The sequence below is a fragment of the Shewanella sp. K8 genome (assembly GCF_028823715.1).
Lineage (GTDB): Bacteria > Pseudomonadota > Gammaproteobacteria > Enterobacterales > Shewanellaceae > Shewanella > Shewanella algae.
Window position 1 is genome coordinate 33,005 of sequence record NZ_JAPEHY010000040.1, and the last position, 16,284, is coordinate 49,288.

The 16,284-nt window shown below is 54.6% G+C and carries 11 protein-coding genes; 4 read left to right on the forward strand and 7 right to left on the reverse strand.

Annotated elements, in window-relative coordinates:
- Positions 1-2: 2 nt before the first annotated feature.
- Genes ON072_RS18235 through ON072_RS18245 form a run of 3 tightly spaced genes read right to left on the reverse strand, consistent with a single transcriptional unit; the run spans position 3 to position 5,705 of the window.
- The gene (locus ON072_RS18235; protein ID WP_208163730.1) at positions 3-3,221 is read right to left on the reverse strand and encodes an error-prone DNA polymerase; all 3,219 of its coding nucleotides are present in this window, start codon (positions 3,219-3,221) and stop codon (positions 3-5) included.
- Complete coding sequence (locus tag ON072_RS18240; RefSeq protein WP_208163729.1) at positions 3,221-4,930, reverse strand: Y-family DNA polymerase; 1,710 nt, start codon at positions 4,928-4,930, stop codon at positions 3,221-3,223. The genes ON072_RS18235 and ON072_RS18240 overlap by 1 nt, the downstream gene beginning before the upstream one ends.
- Position 4,931: 1 nt before the next feature.
- Positions 4,932-5,705 carry an ImuA family protein gene (locus ON072_RS18245; protein WP_261752492.1) on the reverse strand — a complete coding sequence of 258 codons (774 nt, stop codon included), beginning with the start codon at positions 5,703-5,705 and terminating at the stop codon, positions 4,932-4,934.
- Positions 5,706-6,211: 506 nt separating this feature from the next.
- On the opposite strand from ON072_RS18245, the gene ON072_RS18250 reads away from it, so the two are divergent.
- Complete coding sequence (locus ON072_RS18250) at positions 6,212-7,639, forward strand: HAMP domain-containing sensor histidine kinase (RefSeq protein ID WP_261752491.1); 1,428 nt, start codon at positions 6,212-6,214, stop codon at positions 7,637-7,639.
- On the opposite strand, the gene def is transcribed toward ON072_RS18250, so the two are convergent.
- On the reverse strand, positions 7,636-8,130 hold the full coding sequence (def, locus tag ON072_RS18255; RefSeq protein WP_044734425.1) for a peptide deformylase: 495 nt from the start codon (positions 8,128-8,130) through the stop codon (positions 7,636-7,638). The two genes, ON072_RS18250 and def, sit on opposite strands and share 4 nt — an antisense overlap.
- A 176-nt stretch (positions 8,131-8,306) precedes the next feature.
- On the opposite strand from def, the gene ON072_RS18260 reads away from it, so the two are divergent.
- Entirely contained in the window at positions 8,307-8,669 is a 363-nt protein-coding gene (locus tag ON072_RS18260; RefSeq protein WP_129979719.1) for an MGMT family protein, read from the forward strand.
- Positions 8,670-8,688: 19 nt separating this feature from the next.
- The gene (locus ON072_RS18265; RefSeq protein WP_231473497.1) at positions 8,689-9,417 is read left to right on the forward strand and encodes a DUF3108 domain-containing protein; all 729 of its coding nucleotides are present in this window, start codon (positions 8,689-8,691) and stop codon (positions 9,415-9,417) included.
- Here ON072_RS18265 and ON072_RS18270 read toward each other — a convergent pair.
- Complete coding sequence (locus ON072_RS18270) at positions 9,361-10,161, reverse strand: class II glutamine amidotransferase (RefSeq protein WP_025009668.1); 801 nt, start codon at positions 10,159-10,161, stop codon at positions 9,361-9,363. The genes ON072_RS18265 and ON072_RS18270 overlap by 57 nt on opposite strands.
- A 252-nt stretch (positions 10,162-10,413) precedes the next feature.
- On the opposite strand from ON072_RS18270, the gene fadE reads away from it, so the two are divergent.
- Positions 10,414-12,864 carry an acyl-CoA dehydrogenase FadE gene (gene fadE / locus ON072_RS18275; protein WP_234504648.1) on the forward strand — a complete coding sequence of 817 codons (2,451 nt, stop codon included), beginning with the start codon at positions 10,414-10,416 and terminating at the stop codon, positions 12,862-12,864.
- 213 nt (positions 12,865-13,077) lie between these two features.
- On the opposite strand, the gene bluB is transcribed toward fadE, so the two are convergent.
- Both bluB and ON072_RS18285 read right to left on the reverse strand, forming a co-directional pair.
- On the reverse strand, positions 13,078-13,821 hold the full coding sequence (bluB, locus tag ON072_RS18280; RefSeq protein WP_208134455.1) for a 5,6-dimethylbenzimidazole synthase: 744 nt from the start codon (positions 13,819-13,821) through the stop codon (positions 13,078-13,080).
- Between the two features lie 201 nt (positions 13,822-14,022).
- Positions 14,023-16,026 carry a cation:proton antiporter gene (locus ON072_RS18285; protein WP_051472606.1) on the reverse strand — a complete coding sequence of 668 codons (2,004 nt, stop codon included), beginning with the start codon at positions 16,024-16,026 and terminating at the stop codon, positions 14,023-14,025.
- Positions 16,027-16,284: the final 258 nt, after the last annotated feature.

Genomic DNA, 16,284 nt, shown 5'->3' on the forward strand with positions numbered 1-16,284 from the left:
GGCTAATGGAAATCCCGCGAGTTTACCACCAGCGCGTGCATACTGCCCGAGATATCCTCCAGCCGACCGGCCAGCAGATGCAATACGCCGGACGAAAATTCCACGACCCCGCTCACCTTGAGGATCCTGGCGCTCAAATAAGCCTGTCTCTGGGCTCTGGCCGTATCACTCCATACCACCAGATTAACATTGCCGGTTTCATCTTCGAGGGTGATGAAGGTGACTCCACTGGCGGTGCCAGGCCTTTGCCTGCCGACCACCAGCCCCGCCACAGTCACATTCTGCCCATGACGACACTGCCATAAAGAGGCGGCGCTGTGACACTTGCCGAGTAACCCCTGCTCTCTGAGCAGTGCCAGAGGATGGCGCCCCAGAGTTAGCCCGGTACAGGCGTAGTCAGCCAGCAAGGCATCGACTTCGGTGACCTCAGGCAAGGCGGTTTCAGGGCGAAAATCGGCCTCGTCCGGCTGCTCAAACAGAGGCAAACTCTGCTGACGGGCGGCCAACTGCCACCTGATCTGATGGCGATCGCCGCCCAGGGTAGCAAAGGCATTGGCGCTGGCCAGCGCCTCCTGCTCACGCCTTGGCAGTGCCAGAGCCGCCAACTGCGACAAGTGAGTAAAGCCCTCGTTCCGACCCGCTACTATCTTGGCGGCGCTGTGCTCGGATAATCCCTTGACCAACCTGAACCCGAGGCGCAGTGCCAAGGAGCCATCGGTTTGTCGCTCCAGTGTGCTGTGCCACTGACTGAGGTTGATGCAAACCGGCAACACCAGGCCGCCATGATGACGAAGATCCTGAATAAGCTGTGACGGGCTGTAAAAACCCATGGGTTGACTGTTGAGCAAGGCGCAGCAAAACGCCACTGGGTAATAGTGTTTGAGAAAGGCCGAAACATAGGCCAGGAGCGCAAAGCTGGCCGAATGAGACTCGGGAAAACCATATTCGCCGAAGCCGCGGATCTGGTTGAATATCTGCCTGGCAAAGGTGTCACTATAGCCTCGGGCCGTCATCCCCTGAAGCAGCTTGTGTTCAAATTGCTCCAGCTCGCCACTGCGTTTCCAACTGGCCATGGCGCGGCGCAATTGATCGGCTTCCCCGCCACTGAAACCTGCGGCGACCATGGCCAATTGGATCACCTGCTCCTGAAAAATGGGCACCCCCATAGTGCGTGACAACACGCCTTCCACCTCGGCCGAAGGAAAAGTAACCGGCTCGATTTTATCGCGGCGGCGCAGAAAGGGATGCACCATGTCTCCTTGAATTGGACCCGGGCGCACTATGGCTATCTGTATTACTAGATCGTAATAACAGGCGGGTTTGAGCCTTGGCAGCATGCTGGTCTGGGCGCGCGATTCCACCTGAAACACCCCCATGCTGTCGCCCTGCTGCAACATACGATAGACAGCCGGATCTTCCCAGCGAATATCCGACATGGCAAAGGGACGAATGTGACGGGAGATCAACTCGAAACATTTGCGGATCGCGGTCAGCATTCCCAACGCCAATACATCGACCTTTAACAGCCCCAGACTCTCGAGATCATCCTTGTCCCATTGGATCACAGTGCGCTTGGCCATGGCGGCATTCTCTACCGGCACCAGCTCGGCCAATGGCCCGGCCGAAATCACAAAGCCGCCGACATGTTGCGACAAGTGCCTTGGAAAACCCATCAGGGTCTCCACCAGCGGCAACAACCACTGCCCCAAACCTTGTTGTGGCAACAGCTTGCCTTGTTGCAACTGCTGCTGCCAAGGCACTTGCGGATCGCGGCGATCGACAGCGCCTATCAGCTCATCCAGCCGTTGCTCGCTGAGCCCCAGGGCCTTACCAACATCTTTCATGGCACTCTTGAAACGATAAGTGATCACACTGGCGGCCAGGGCTGCACGCTCGCGGCCATATTTTTGGTAGATATACTGGATCACCTCTTCGCGGCGTTCATGTTCAAAATCGACATCGATATCCGGCGGCTCATGGCGCTCCTTGGAAATAAAACGCTCAAACAGCATGTTGACCTTGGTAGGATCCACCGCGGTGATCCCGAGGCAATAACAGACCACAGAGTTGGCGGCCGAGCCTCGTCCCTGATGCAGTATCCCTTGCCTGGCTGCAAAACAGACCAGATCATAGATGGTCAGGAAAAAGTATTCGTAATTGAGCTCGGCAATCAGCTTGAGCTCGCGCCGATACTGAGTCTGCACTTCAGGTGCTATCGCCTCGCCAAAACGCCTGCGGGCGCCCTTTTCCACCTCCTGCGCCAGATATTCACTGGCGCTTAGGCCGCTTGGCACCAACTCGGCCGGGTACTCATACTTGAGTTCATCCAAGTTGAAATGGCACCGGGACGCCAGCTCACAACTCCTTGCCAACCAGGCTTGAGGGTGACGCCGGGCCATAGCGGTTATCGGCTTAAGCGCCATTTCGGCATTGCCCGATAACAGCTCACCGGCCATGGGCACGGCGCGGCCATGGCGGATACAGCTGAGCACATCGTGCAGCCTTTGTCGCTCGGCAAGATGCATCTGCACATTACCGGCGGCGACACAGGGAAGGGAAAAACGATTCGACAGCGCCTCACAGGCCTCGAGATACCAAGCCTCTCCGGGTTGCAATTGCCGCTCCATCAAGAGATAAAGCGGCAGTGAAAACACGGCTTTGACCCGTGTCGCCAGGGCATTCAATTGTGCCAGACTGCGCTGCTGCAGCTGCGTCAACCAAGGAGTTTGCTGACTTAGGCTTTGGTTGCTTAATCCCTTGTTTGTAGAGTTCTGATTATCGACATTCTGCTGACCAAGGCTTTGGTGCTCAGTGCTTTGCAAGTCGGCTTGCGCCAGCAACTCGCTCACTGATGGCGGCCGCCACAGGCAAAAGCAGCCGCGGTCAATGGTCGCAAAATCATCCAGGGTTAACCGATACTTGCCCTTATCGGCCCGGCGCCGCCCCCGGGTTATCAGAGTGCTGATAAGACCATAGCCCCGGCGATTTTTTGCCAGCAGTACCAGGCAACCTTCCGGCAGGTGGAATTCGGCGCCGACAATCAGCTTGATACCGCTTTGTTTGGCGGCCTCATGCGCCTTGACCACACCCGCCAGAGAGCATTCGTCGGTAATGGCGATGGCCTCATAGCCCAGTTTGGCGGCCTGCTGCACCAACTCATCCGGGTGGGAAGCCCCGCGCAAAAAGCTGTAATTGGAAATAGCATGCAATTCGGCGTACATCAGCTGAACCAAGCATGAAGAAAGAGCCCATTAGCGGTGCGAAACAGCCAACACAGACCGCCGTTCTCCTTATGATGGGCAAGAAAATAATCCCGGCAGGGGAAAGGCCCTGAATGCCAGGGGCTCTGTAACCTTTCCGGCCCCCTAAGCAGCTCTACGGCTTCAGGAGCAATGGCTTGCGGCTCTTGCAGCAGCCAAAGAGGCCGCAGCGCCAGCGACGGCTGAACGGGCGGCCTTGCCGGTGGCGGCCAACGAGTCAGTGGAGCCGCAGTACTGGCCAGTTCTGGCATGGGATCGGCCGCCAACACCAAAGAGCGCACCTTATGGCTACCTAACCTGGCCTGTAATCTGGCGAGTAATTGATTGGCATCCTGCTGCAGCCCTTCTCTGGACTCGGTCAACTCTCGACTACCCAGCTGCTGCGACACAAACTGCCTGGCTCGCAGCTCAATATCGACGACCGGGCTCGGCAGTTGCAATCCTTCCAGCTGTAAGCGGCAGAGCTGAGATAGTCCCTGCAGTTGATATTCCCCGAAGGGATAGTTGAGTGTCAGTTGCAGCGCCGGCGTCTCTGGCTCGCGAAACTTCAGCCACAGCTCCAACTGTTGCACCGCCAACTGCCTGATCCGCAAATAGGTTGCCAATTCCCCCAGCAGCTTTTGCAATGGAAACAGCAATCCCTGAACCCACTCAACATCATGCAGCAAGGTCAACCTGGCCTGAAACTGTTCGGGTAACTCATATCCCTTGCGGCAACAAGGCAAACGCCCCTGGATTTGTGCCAGCAGCTGCAGCAAACCTTGACCAAAGCGTCGCCCCAACTCGGCAAGGGGTAAGGCATCAAGCATGGCTAGAGTCGTCAGCCCAAGCGCGCCGAGTCGTTGCCGCTCCTCTTGGGTTAATGGCAGCAAATCCAGTGGTAAATCTGGCGGTAAGTCGTGATGCACCTTGAGGCGCCCGGCTTTTTCATCTGTGGGCGTGCTCATGAAGGCAGCTGATACCGCGCTGATGCTGGCGTGAGTATGCCGCGCCAATATCGCCGCATCCAGCGGTCTGTGTGCCAGCACCAATGAGCATTCCAGACCATAGGCGGCGACTTTGTTGAGATAAGCCTCAACAATGGCGCTCAAACTGCCAAACAGTTTGACCATGGACCCCACTTCCAGCAGCAGGGTATCTGTAGGCCAGCGCGCATCGGCCGCATTTTGGGCAGCTTGTTCAGTAAGCCCGGATAACAACGGCGGCCAGATTCTGGCGCTGAAATCATAGCTCCACTGACATAACCAATCCCGCAACGCTTCGCTGTCCACCTCCTGCAGCGGCCAGAGTTGCAACTCCCCCAACAGCGACTGGGCGCTGCCGACACTCATCCCCGCTGTAACGCCTTTTGCTTGAGCGTCGGGACAGGCCGAATGTATGACCAGCTTCCGGCTGTCATACAAGGCCATGGGGACTTGGGGATCAAAAGGCTCTGACGCCGCAGCGGTTGGCACTGCTTTTGGTTGATTTTGGGTTTGGGGCTGAGTTTGAGCGCGTGTTTGAACCTGAGCTGTACCACTACATGTCATACTTCCAGTCATAGTGTCGCTCATAGTGTCGCTCATAGTGTCGCTCATAGTGCCCGTCATATTGTCGAGCATAGTCAGGCGATAACGCTGATATTGCAGCAATAGCTGCGGAAACCAGACTCCCATCCATACCTGGGTCATCTCAGATAGCCTCTTGACTATGAGCTGTATGGCTTTGAGTGGTTTGAGGATTGACCGTTTGCGGATTAGCGCTGTGAAAAAGCCCCGCGGGCTTGTTTGACTCTTGCCGTGCCGTCCAGGGATTAGGCGCGCATTCATTGGATGCAACCGTCGTTGACTGCGCCATCCCCCAAGGACCATGAAGCACGTTACCATAAAACACAGTGCTATGAAGACCAGTGCCATGTAAACCAGAGTCGTGAAGAACAGGGCCATTGGCCTTGCGGCCGGAATGATTTGGCTCAATTGAGTCTATTGAGTTACTTAAACTATGATTGGGAGCCGCCTTGCCGCTTCTCAGGGTTACCACGCCCGGCTCGACATGGGGCAGTTCAAGCGCCAGTGCCGGCAAGCCACGCAGATGCAATTCAGGGACGGGCCAACCACCGCGACGCTTCAAAATTTGCAACTTGGCGGTATTAACGCCAGCCGCGCTGATAGCCAGCTTTAGGGTGACAGGATGATTGCTGTCGGCCTGAGCCATAGGCAACTGGCAAATTCCCAGCGCCTTGCCCTGCTCTGCGGCAAGTTGCAACCTTCTGGCCTCAGTCAGTGTTAGCTTGTCCAGCCAAGCCAGCACCAGGGGACAGGCGCCACTGCTCAGCCCTTGCTCCATGGCCCAGAGCACCTCTTTACGCTGGGTTAACTCCAGCCACAAAATACGCTCGGCGGCAATACCGTGCTGGGCAAAGCTCTGTGCCAGCGGCTGCAATGGCGGCGCTATCAGCATTATCATGGCATCTCTGGACTCATCCCCTCTAAATTGATTTCTTTTGGACTGATTTTTTTCGGAATGATTTCTTTCTGAATGTGAGCCACACTGAGCCGGCAGTAAATAACGCATCAAAGGCAGCAACAAGCTGAGTTCCCCGTGCCCAGGAGACTGACTGAAAAGCTCACAAATGCCTTGCCTTGGCCACCCTGCATCACTGAGCTGCGCATCCAATGCTTCAAAACCACTTGGATACCCCAATATTTTGCCCTGACTGCCCGGCCCCAACCAGAGATCCCGGCGCTCCAGCAGGCCGTTCAAGGCCTGAGATTTTGCTGGATCAGATTTTACAGAGTGAGTTTTGGCTGAAAGAGACATGAAAAACACCGATACTGTATTTTTATACAGTATAGCGGGTTTTAGCCAACTGACAAGTCGTGCTGGCGCCAAAGCCTTAACCCGAGATAGAATAAATGAGAATGATTATCGAAACATATTCTCGACTTCAGTGAATAATTCAGGAGCTTGCCTTGCTGCCCTTTTCCGGCCTGTTTTCCCAACTCCAATGGCGACTGTTTGGCTATTTTGGTGTGTCATTACTGCTTATCCTGCTGCTCGCCAGTGGTATTGAAGCCATGTTGCTAAACCGCTTGTTACTGCTGCCCCAGCAGACCCAAAGCCAGTTACAGCAACTGGCCGATGAGGCCAACGACTATATCGTCAGGGGCGATATAGCCGGACTGGCGGATTGGGAGGGGCGTCAGGCATTTGTACTCTATGTGCTGGATAGCAAGCAGCAGGCGGTGAGTCAGCGGGAAATGCACCCGCACTTTGTTTACAAACTCAATTTCCTCAAGCAGTTGCAGCAGCCTATGGGGGACAGGGTGCAAAAACCTTTGATAGGTCTGCCATTACGCAATAGCCTGGAGCCGGACAATCCCCTGCTCTTGGTGGTGCAACTCAACGCCTCTTTACACCCGGCGCAGCAACTGGATAAAAGCCTCTGGCTTATCCGTATCCTGGTAGGACTACTGGTGCTTTTGTTGTTCAGTCGTCTGCTGAGCCGCCATCTGATCCAGCCGCTGAGTTTACTGCGCAGTGCCACCCGTCAGCTGGCACAGGGCCAACTCGATACCCGGATTGCCGGCCATTTTTCACTAAAGCAGCCGGAATTTTTCCAGTTGGCGACCGACTTTGACCATATGGCCGAGCAGCTGCAAAAGAGCATTCAAACCCAGCAGCGGTTACTGAGGGATGTCTCCCACGAACTGCGCACTCCCCTTGCCCGGCAGGAGCTGGCCTTACACCTGTTGGAAAATCGCTTGGGGGAGGAACATCAACAACCGCTTGCCAGGCTAAGACGCCAGGGCGAAGAGATGGCGCAATTGATCAACACCATTTTAGACTTCAGCCGTCTGAGCAACGGCTTCATCAAGCTGACGGCAGCGCCTTTTACTCTGACTGAATTACGCCGCTCACTGCTGCAGGATCTGGAGTTTGAGTCTGGCCCCAAGCAAAGCATAGTCTGGGCACAGGCCCCCATTGATGAGCAAACTTTGCATACCGATATGGCCTACTTGAAGCGGGCGCTGGAAAATGTCTGCCGCAATGCCCTCAAATATGCCGGTGAAACCTGCCGGGTGGAAATCCAGGTATCTCAGTTGGGTGACGATAAATTGGGTGATAGCAGACTGCAGCTGAGTGTCAGCGATGATGGACCCGGGATCCCCAAAGAGCAACTGGAAGCCTTGTTCAACCCTTTCACCCGTTTGGATGAAGCGCGTCACAGCTCTCAGGGAGGTTATGGGCTGGGATTGGCGATTGTGCGCCAGTGTATGCAGCTCCTGGGCGGCTCGGCCCAAGCGGTCAACCGGCCTCAGGGCGGTTTGAGCATATTGCTTGAGCTACCGCTGCAATTGCCAAACTGCAGCGAAGCCCAACTTAAGTCTATTGCTTAGGCGGTAAACTTACGCACCTTCTTCAGTGCCATCTCCTGTTTAAGGCGGGAGAGATGCTCGATAAATACCTTGCCGTGCAGATGATCGATTTCATGTTGCAGCACTATGGCCAGGAAATCATCACTGTGGATCGTCTGGGCTTGGCCCTGGCGATCCAGATAGCTGACAGTGACCGACTCGAAGCGTTTTACCTTGGAGCGATAACCGGGAATGGACAAACAGCCCTCTTCACCGATAAATTCGCCGCTGGACTCAGTGATCTGCGGATTGATCAGCACCAGAGGTTGATTGCGCTCTTCTGAGATATCAATGACGACTATCGCGTGTTCACTACCTACCTGGGTCGCAGCCAAGCCGATACCATCGTCTGTGTGATACATGGTTTGCAACAGATCATCGATGAAAGGCTGCACGGCTTCTATTTCGGTGACAGGCTTGGCTTTACGCTTGAGCCTGGGATCGGGAACCGTCAAAATATCCATAATTGCCATAGGGTTATATTCTCAATTTACTCGACTTGGCGTTCAATGGGCGCCATTATGGCGAAAAAGCATCAAAAGGCAAACCTTGCGTGTGCAGCACAGAGCCGCCATGGCACTTTTGCCAAATGAGTAACCTCCGCTATGGAATGGTATTATAATTTGCGCCAATAGCATCAGGAGCCAAGATGACCCCGGAAACGAGCGCCCCGCCACTGAGTCCAATGCAGAAGATTTGGCACATAGTTGCATTGATCCCCGAAGGTCGGGTGGCAAGCTATGGCAAAATTGCCGACTATGCTGGCCTGCCCGGACGGGCACGCTATGTTTCCCGGGCACTGAAACTGGCGCCGGACAGCCTGGCGCTGCCCTGGCACAGGGTTATCAACAGTCAGGGGAAAATCTCCTTTGCCAAGGATACCCATCCGTTTCAACTACAGATGAGCCTGCTGCGCAGCGAAGGCGTACAAGTGAACCAAGGCAGAATTGCCCTGTCTGAATATGAGTGGCGGCCGGACATGGCCACTCTGGTCTTGTCCATGCCGTTTTAACCACAGGAGACTGCCTTTGATCCGTTCGCTTCTACTCTTGATACTGTTACTGCCCTTGCCGTTATGGGCGCAGACCAGCCCCCTGGCACCCCACACCGCCGAATATCAGGTCAATTATGGCGAAATCAATCTCGGTGGCGCCCGTTTTATGCTGTTGCCGCCAGAGGGCGACTTCTATCAATACAAGTTGGACAGCGATCTCAGCCTCTTGGTGCTGAGCGATAAACGCCATATCCGCAGTGAATTTACCTATCAGGATGGTCAGTTGACGCCGCTGCGCTTCAGCCATCAGCGAACCGGCACTGGCCCCAACTTCAATGAGCAGATAGCCTTTGCCAAGGAACAGGGCAAAATTTTCAGTCGCTACAAGGATGAAAAGAGCAAATTGGACTATTCAGGCACTCTCTACGATGCCCTGATGGTGCAGCTGCAGTTTCGGCTGGATCTCGCCGCCGGCAAGGAGCCTCTGGCCTATGAGCTGGTCAAGGACAACGAGATAGATGACTATCGTTTCAAGATAGTCGGCAAGGAGCGGATGACACTGGACAGTGGCGTCTATAACACGGTGAAACTGGAAGTGGTTCGAGACAGCACCAAGCGGCAGACCTTTGTTTGGATGGCGCCGGATCTCGGCTGGCTGCCGGTGCGCCTGACCCACTTTGAGTCAGGCAGCAAGCAGCTCGATATCAAGTTAGCCAAGCTGAGCCTGGGCTCGGAAGTCAATAACCAGCTCGCCAAGACGGAATAATTTCCAATCCCCCGGCGCCAACAGCTGCCAGTTTTCATTGCCGGTCAGCGGCCGGGTGGCTATGACAGTGACCACATCCTTGGGGGTGGTCTGGGTGTCAAAATCAATCACCACATCCGTGTCTATCAGCTGCGCCCGGCCAAAGGGCGCCCGGCGGGTGATATAGCAGAGGTTATTGCTGCAATAACTCATCAGATAACGGCCGTCGCTGAGGATCATATTAAACACCCCAAGAGTGCGGATCTCCTCGGCAAGCTGGGCCACATACTCAAACACGGGCAAAATATCGTCCGGCTCGGATTCGCCGAAACGCTCGACCAGGCGGCTCATTATCCAGCAAAAGGCCTGTTCACTGTCTGTGTCTCCCACGGCCTGAAAGCGGCCGCTTTGAAACTTCTGTTCATAGTCAGACAACTGGCCGTTGTGGGCATAGGTCCAGTAGCGGCCCCAAAGCTCGCGGGTAAAGGGGTGGGTATTTTCCAGCGAGACTTCACCGCGGTTGGCCTGCCGAATATGGCTGACCACCACTTCACTCTTGATCGGGTATGACTTGATAAGGCTTGCCACATGGGACTGGCTGCTGGGGCTGGCATCCTTGAAGGTGCGGCTGCCCTTGCCTTCATAAAAGGTGATCCCCCAACCATCCACATGGGGCCCGGTCACCCCGCCTCGCTCCGCCAGCCCGGTAAAGCTGAAGACAATATCCGTTGGCACATTGGCACTCATCGCCAGCAGCTCACACATCTTGTTTTTCCTGTCACTGAATCTGTTATTTCATTATCTGCGGCATTGTAGCCAAGCCGTGTCGGCAGGGGAATTATTGCTTGCAATAAAAAATTTAAACAATTGTTTGAAAAATGCTTGTATTCGATTTCGCTTAGGTTTAATTTTATTGCGACACAGGTCTGACCACATACTATAATTGTGATCTTGATCGCTCTCAAGCGAGGCGTTCTACACTGAATAAAGTGGTCGTTTTATTAAGGAGAACAAACAGTGACTACCCTACTATGGATCCTGGCATTGCTCTTGGTTTTAGGAGCAGCAGCGTACCTCAGAGTATCCCTGCTGACCGCAACCATAGCCGCCGCAGTGGTCATGGCAGCAGGCAGCCTGCTGGATGTAACTGGACTGATTAGCTGGATAATTTTCCTGGTTATTGCCCTGCCGCTGAACCTGAGTGCCTTCAGGCAGAGTGTGATAACCCGGCCATTACTTAAACTCTATCGCGGCATCATGCCGGAGATGTCTTCCACCGAAAAAGAGGCGATTGAAGCCGGTACTACCTGGTGGGAAGCCGATCTCTTCGCCGGTAATCCCAACTGGAAGAAGCTGCACAACTATCCGGTTGCCCGTCTGAGCGCCGAAGAACATGCCTTCCTGGAAGGACCTGTGGAGGAAGTCTGCCGCATGGTTAACCAGCATATGGTTTCCCATCAATTGGCGGACTTGCCTGCCGAAGTATGGCAATTCCTCAAGGACAAAGGCTTCTTTGCGATGATCATCAAGAAGAAGTACGGTGGTCTGGAATTCTCTGCCTACGCCCAATCCCGGGTACTGCAAAAGCTGGCCGGTGTCAGCAGTGAACTGGCCTCGACCGTAGGTGTGCCCAACTCACTTGGCCCGGGCGAGCTGCTGCAGCACTATGGTACCCCGGAGCAGCAGGATCACTACCTGCCCCGCCTGGCCAAAGGTTTGGAAGTTCCCTGCTTTGCCCTGACCAGTCCTGAGGCCGGTTCAGATGCCGGCGCCATTCCGGATTTCGGTGTGGTCTGCAAAGGCCAATGGCAAGGCGAAGAAGTACTGGGGATGAAACTGACCTGGAACAAGCGCTATATCACCCTGGCACCTGTCGCCACAGTTTTGGGGTTGGCATTCAAGCTTAAAGATCCCGAGCATCTGCTTGGCGATAAGGAAGAGCTGGGCATTACCTGCGCCTTGATCCCGACCGATGTTGAAGGTGTGGAAACCGGCCGTCGCCACTTCCCGCTCAACTGTATGTTCCAAAATGGTCCTACCCGAGGCAAAGAGGTGTTTGTTCCTCTGAGCTTTATCATAGGTGGCCCGAAAATGGCGGGACAAGGCTGGCGCATGCTAGTGGAATGCCTGTCGGTTGGCCGCGGCATCACCCTGCCCTCCAACTCAGCCGGTGGTGTTAAAACCGCGGCTTTGGCAACCGGTGCCTATGCCCGCATTCGTCGTCAATTTAAGCTGCCAATAGGTAAGCTGGAAGGCATTGAAGAGCCAATGGCGCGCATCGGTGGTAATGCCTATCTGATGGATGCTGTAACCTCCTTGACCACCACAGGTATTGATCTGGGTGAAAAGCCTTCCGTCATCTCGGCGATAGTCAAATATCACCTGACCGACAGAATGCAGAAATGCGTTATCGACGCCATGGATATTCACGGTGGTAAAGGGGTATGTCTTGGCCCCAACAACTATCTGGGACGCGGATATCAAGCGGCACCTATTGCCATCACGGTTGAAGGGGCCAACATTCTGACCCGCTCAATGATCATCTATGGTCAAGGCGCCATTCGCTGCCATCCATATGTGCTGGCAGAGATGGAGTCGGCCTTTGATAGCGACGTAAACCGTGGCCTGAATAACTTTGATGCGGCGCTGTTTGGCCATATCGGCTTTACCACAAGTAACTTTATCCGCAGTCTGTGGATGGGCCTCACTGGCAGTCGCTTCTCCAATGCGCCTTTTGCCGACAAGACCAAGCGTTACTATCAACATATGAACCGCTTCAGTGCCAACCTGGCCTTGCTGTCGGATCTGGCGATGGCGACCTTGGGGGGTAACCTCAAACGTAAAGAGCGGATCTCTGCCCGCCTGGGTGACTTGCTCAGCCAGTTGTATCTGGCATCGGCAACCCTCAAGCGTTATCAGGATGAAGGCCGTCAGAGTGAAGATCTGCCACTGGTACAGTGGGCGGTTGAAGACGCGCTCTACAAGCTGCAGTCTTCTCTGGATGATCTGCTGGATAACTTCCCTGCTGGCCTCGGCGGCGTGCTGCGCCTGGTGTTGTTCCCCTTCGGTCGACCACTGAAGCGCCCAAGTGATGTGTTGGACCACAAGGTAGCCAAGATAATGCAGACCCCTTGTGCCAGCCGTGACCGTCTGGGTAAGGGACAATTCTGGGAAGCTTGCGACAACAATGCCGTAGGTATTCAGGAACAGACCTTCAAAGACATACTGGCAGCAGAGCCCTTGTATGACAAAGTCTGTAAGGCTGCCGGCAAACGTCTGCCCTTTATGTGGCTGGATAAAGTGGCCGCAGAAGGCAAGGCGCTGGGTGTTCTGAGCGATGATGAAGTAGCCCTGCTGGAGCGCGCTGAAATCGGCCGAATGAAATCCATCAACGTGGATGACTTTGACCCCGCCGAACTCAAGGCCCAGAGCCAGGAGCAGGACAGCCGCGAAGAACAAGCTGCTTAAACCTGTCGAGTAACAAGCATGAAAAAGGAGACTCTGAGTCTCCTTTTCTTTTATGGCGGGGCAGACTTGATCACTTTTATGTGTCTATCTTCTCTGTACTTATCTTCTTGTAGCTATCTCCACCTATTTTTCACCGACCTTCCCGCTCTGCCATTTCATCCTTGCCCTGGGCTCATATCTGCGCGTAGCTCAACAGTTTCTATAGAATAGATGTCATTTTCCGCTTTGGCGCTCTCTTTGACGCAAGAATTCGGCCAGCAGTTCATCGGTTTGTTGCTGCTGCGCAGCCTGCCAGCCATCTTCATGGACCGCCAACTCAAGTGGTCGCCGGGGCAACCAGCCTTTACGCTCAAGCTCAGGGGTATCGTTGAAAGCGCTCACCCGCCCCAGACACAAATAAGCGATAATTCTTATCTCCTCAGGTATCCCCAAGGTCTCACGCAACACTTCATCATCAAGAATACTGACCCAGCCCACACCCAGGCCTTCGGCTCTGGCGGCGAGCCACAGATTTTGCACCGCGCAAACTGCACTGTAGTTGTCCATTTCCGGCTTGATGGTGCGGCCAAGTACCACAGGCCCGGTGCGGCTGGGATCGCAGGTCACACAGATCCCCAAAGGCGCCTCAAGAATACCTTCAAGCTTTAACCGCTGATAATGAAGCCGTCTTTCGCCACTGAACTGTGCCGTCGAACGGGCATTGGCGGCATCAAACCCCTGTTTAATGGCGCGGCGCTTGGCTTCACTGCGCACCAGAATAAAGTCCCAAGGCTGCATAAAGCCAACGCTGGGCGCATGGTGCGCCGCATCCAGGATCCTCTGTAAGCTCTCTTCGGGAACCGGCTTTGACAAAAATTGGCTGCGTACATCGCGGCGGGCAAATATCGCCTTGTACAAGGCTTCTCTCTCCTGCAAAGAAAACGCTTCTGCTTCGGAGGAAACAGCAAAATCGGACATGGTTCACCTCTTTGATGGCTGATCTTTAACGCCTGCGGTGCCCGGACTATAGCAGGCATGTTACAGGAAGCGCCAATCCGGCATCTCAAGATTTGATGCTGCATTAATCTTCTATAGCCAAACCTTGTGATACAAAAATACCGGGCCGTTTTAATGACCCGGTATTTTCCGTTTGCTTTCGGCGCTGTGGCTCAAATTTGATCAGGCGGTAACTTTCCCCTTGTCTTCCCCATTACCTTTCCCGCTCTCTTTTCCACCGGCTTCGCCCTCTTTATCACAGCTCACTTTGTCTTGAACATCAGCCTCAGTTAGCGCGGTTTGCTGCTCTTTCGCTTCCTGCTCCTTGGCCTTTTGCTCGGCTTCAGCCCTTGCCTGCTTGAGGGTTTCCTCCGCTTCCTTGAGCGCCGATGCCTCCGCCAGCGCCTCTTTGGGGATCAGGCTGATAAGCTCTATTCCTCTTGGCAAATCTGTAGTGTTGCCGGTCAACATAGTGACCTTACCATTTTTCAGGTACATCAGCGGCACCACAGTTTCACCATAGCGGCGGCAAAAGTCTTTGTAGCCAAAGCTTTCTGTCAGGTTAGTGCTCTTCAGCACCCCCCCCTTGGACATCAAACTGGCCAGCTTGGCGTAGGAGACAGTTTCACCGAATAGGCACATACGCTTCAAATAGGACTCAGACAATTGATGGCGGGCACTGGTACCATTGCTTTCCGTGTTACTGAGACCATAAACCTTCTTCTGTCCGAGAATATCCTGGAAATGGAAATAGACCACAGGGTTAAGCTGGCGATAGGGAGACAGGATCAACACCTTGCCGATGCCGGTCAAATCCAGATAGGTGTCGGCATGCTCCGAGGCCGGGTTGCCAAAGTAAACCGGAATATTATCCATCCGCGCCAAACGAATGTTATCCCAGTTACTGTCGGCAAGGATCACCTTGATATCCTTGCTCTTGAGCACCTTGGCCAGCTCCCGGGAAAACTTGGAAGCGCCAAAGATCAGCAGGCCGCGGGCAGAGCCTGCCTGCACCCCAAGAATACTGGCCCAGCGTCTGGCGGTGAGCGACTGGATCACAACTGTGCCTATGATGATTAAAAACACCAGTGGCACTATGGTCTCGGCGCCGGGCACTTCCATCTTTTCCAGCTTGATGGCAAACAGTGATGACACGGCCGCCGCCACTATCCCCCGCGGCGCCACCCAGCTCAAAAACCACTTTTCAGCGCTGCTGAGCGAAGTGCCTATACCCGAGAGCCAAATGCTCAGCGGCCTGGCCACCAAAAGCACCACTGCCAGTACCCCAAGGCCGCCCAGACCAAGGTCCAGCATGGCCGACGAATCCAGCCTGGCCGCCAGCAAAATAAACAGCGCCGAGATAAGCAGTACCGTGAGCGTCTCTTTGAACTCGAGGATATCGGCAATATCCACGCCGCGCATATTGGCGAGCCAAATCCCCATTACTGTCACTGTCAACAGGCCGGACTCTTCCTGCAATAGGTTTGAACCGACAAAGACCCCGAGCATTATGGTCAGTACAGCCGTGTTGGTTAGATAGTGGGGCAAAAGATTGCTTCTCAGCACCCGCCCGACAAGATAACCGGCCAAGGCACCAAGCCCAAGGCCAATACCCAGCATAGAGCCGAGTGCCAGCAGTACATGCGCTGTCTGCCCAGCACTGACAGTAATGTACTCAAACACCAACACCGCCAGCATGGCGCCTATGGGATCTATCACTATCCCCTCCCAGCGCAGAATGCTCGCCAGCTGAGACTTGGGCTTAACGGTTCTGAGCATGGGCACTATCACAGTCGGCCCGGTAACCACTACCAAGGCCCCAAACAACAGTGCCAGCGGCCAATCAAAACTCAGCAGGAAATGCGCCGCCGAGGCGATGCAGCCCCAGGTGATCAGCGCGCCCACAGACACCAAATGCGTCACCATTCGGCCGTGGTCCTTGATCTCCTTGAAGTTGAGCGTCAACGCCCCTTCAAACAAAATGACAGCAACCCCGAGGGAGATGATGGGAAACAGCAAGTCGCCGAAAATCGCATCGGGGTCCAGTAAACCCAGCCCGGGACCCAGCAACAAACCACAAAGCAGCAGCGGCAATATCGCCGGCAGACGCATCCGCCAGCCAATCCACTGACACGCCAGAGATAAGACTCCTATCAACGCCAGCATGGCGGTGATTTTTTCAACCATAAGTAGAATCCTTTTTTGTTTCTTTCGGGCGATCCGAAACAGCTTTACAGCATGAGCAACGCCAGAGTCAATCGCTGTTTCTGTATGAGCATATATGAGTTAAAGAGGATGGGATCAGAAATTTTTGTGGCAATGTGCCAGATTCGGCTTGAAACCAGATAAAACAAAAAGCCCGGTCATTGCTGACTGGGCTTTCTGCTTGTTTGGCGGAGCGGACGGGACTCGAACCCGCGACCCCCGGCGTGACAGGCCGGTATT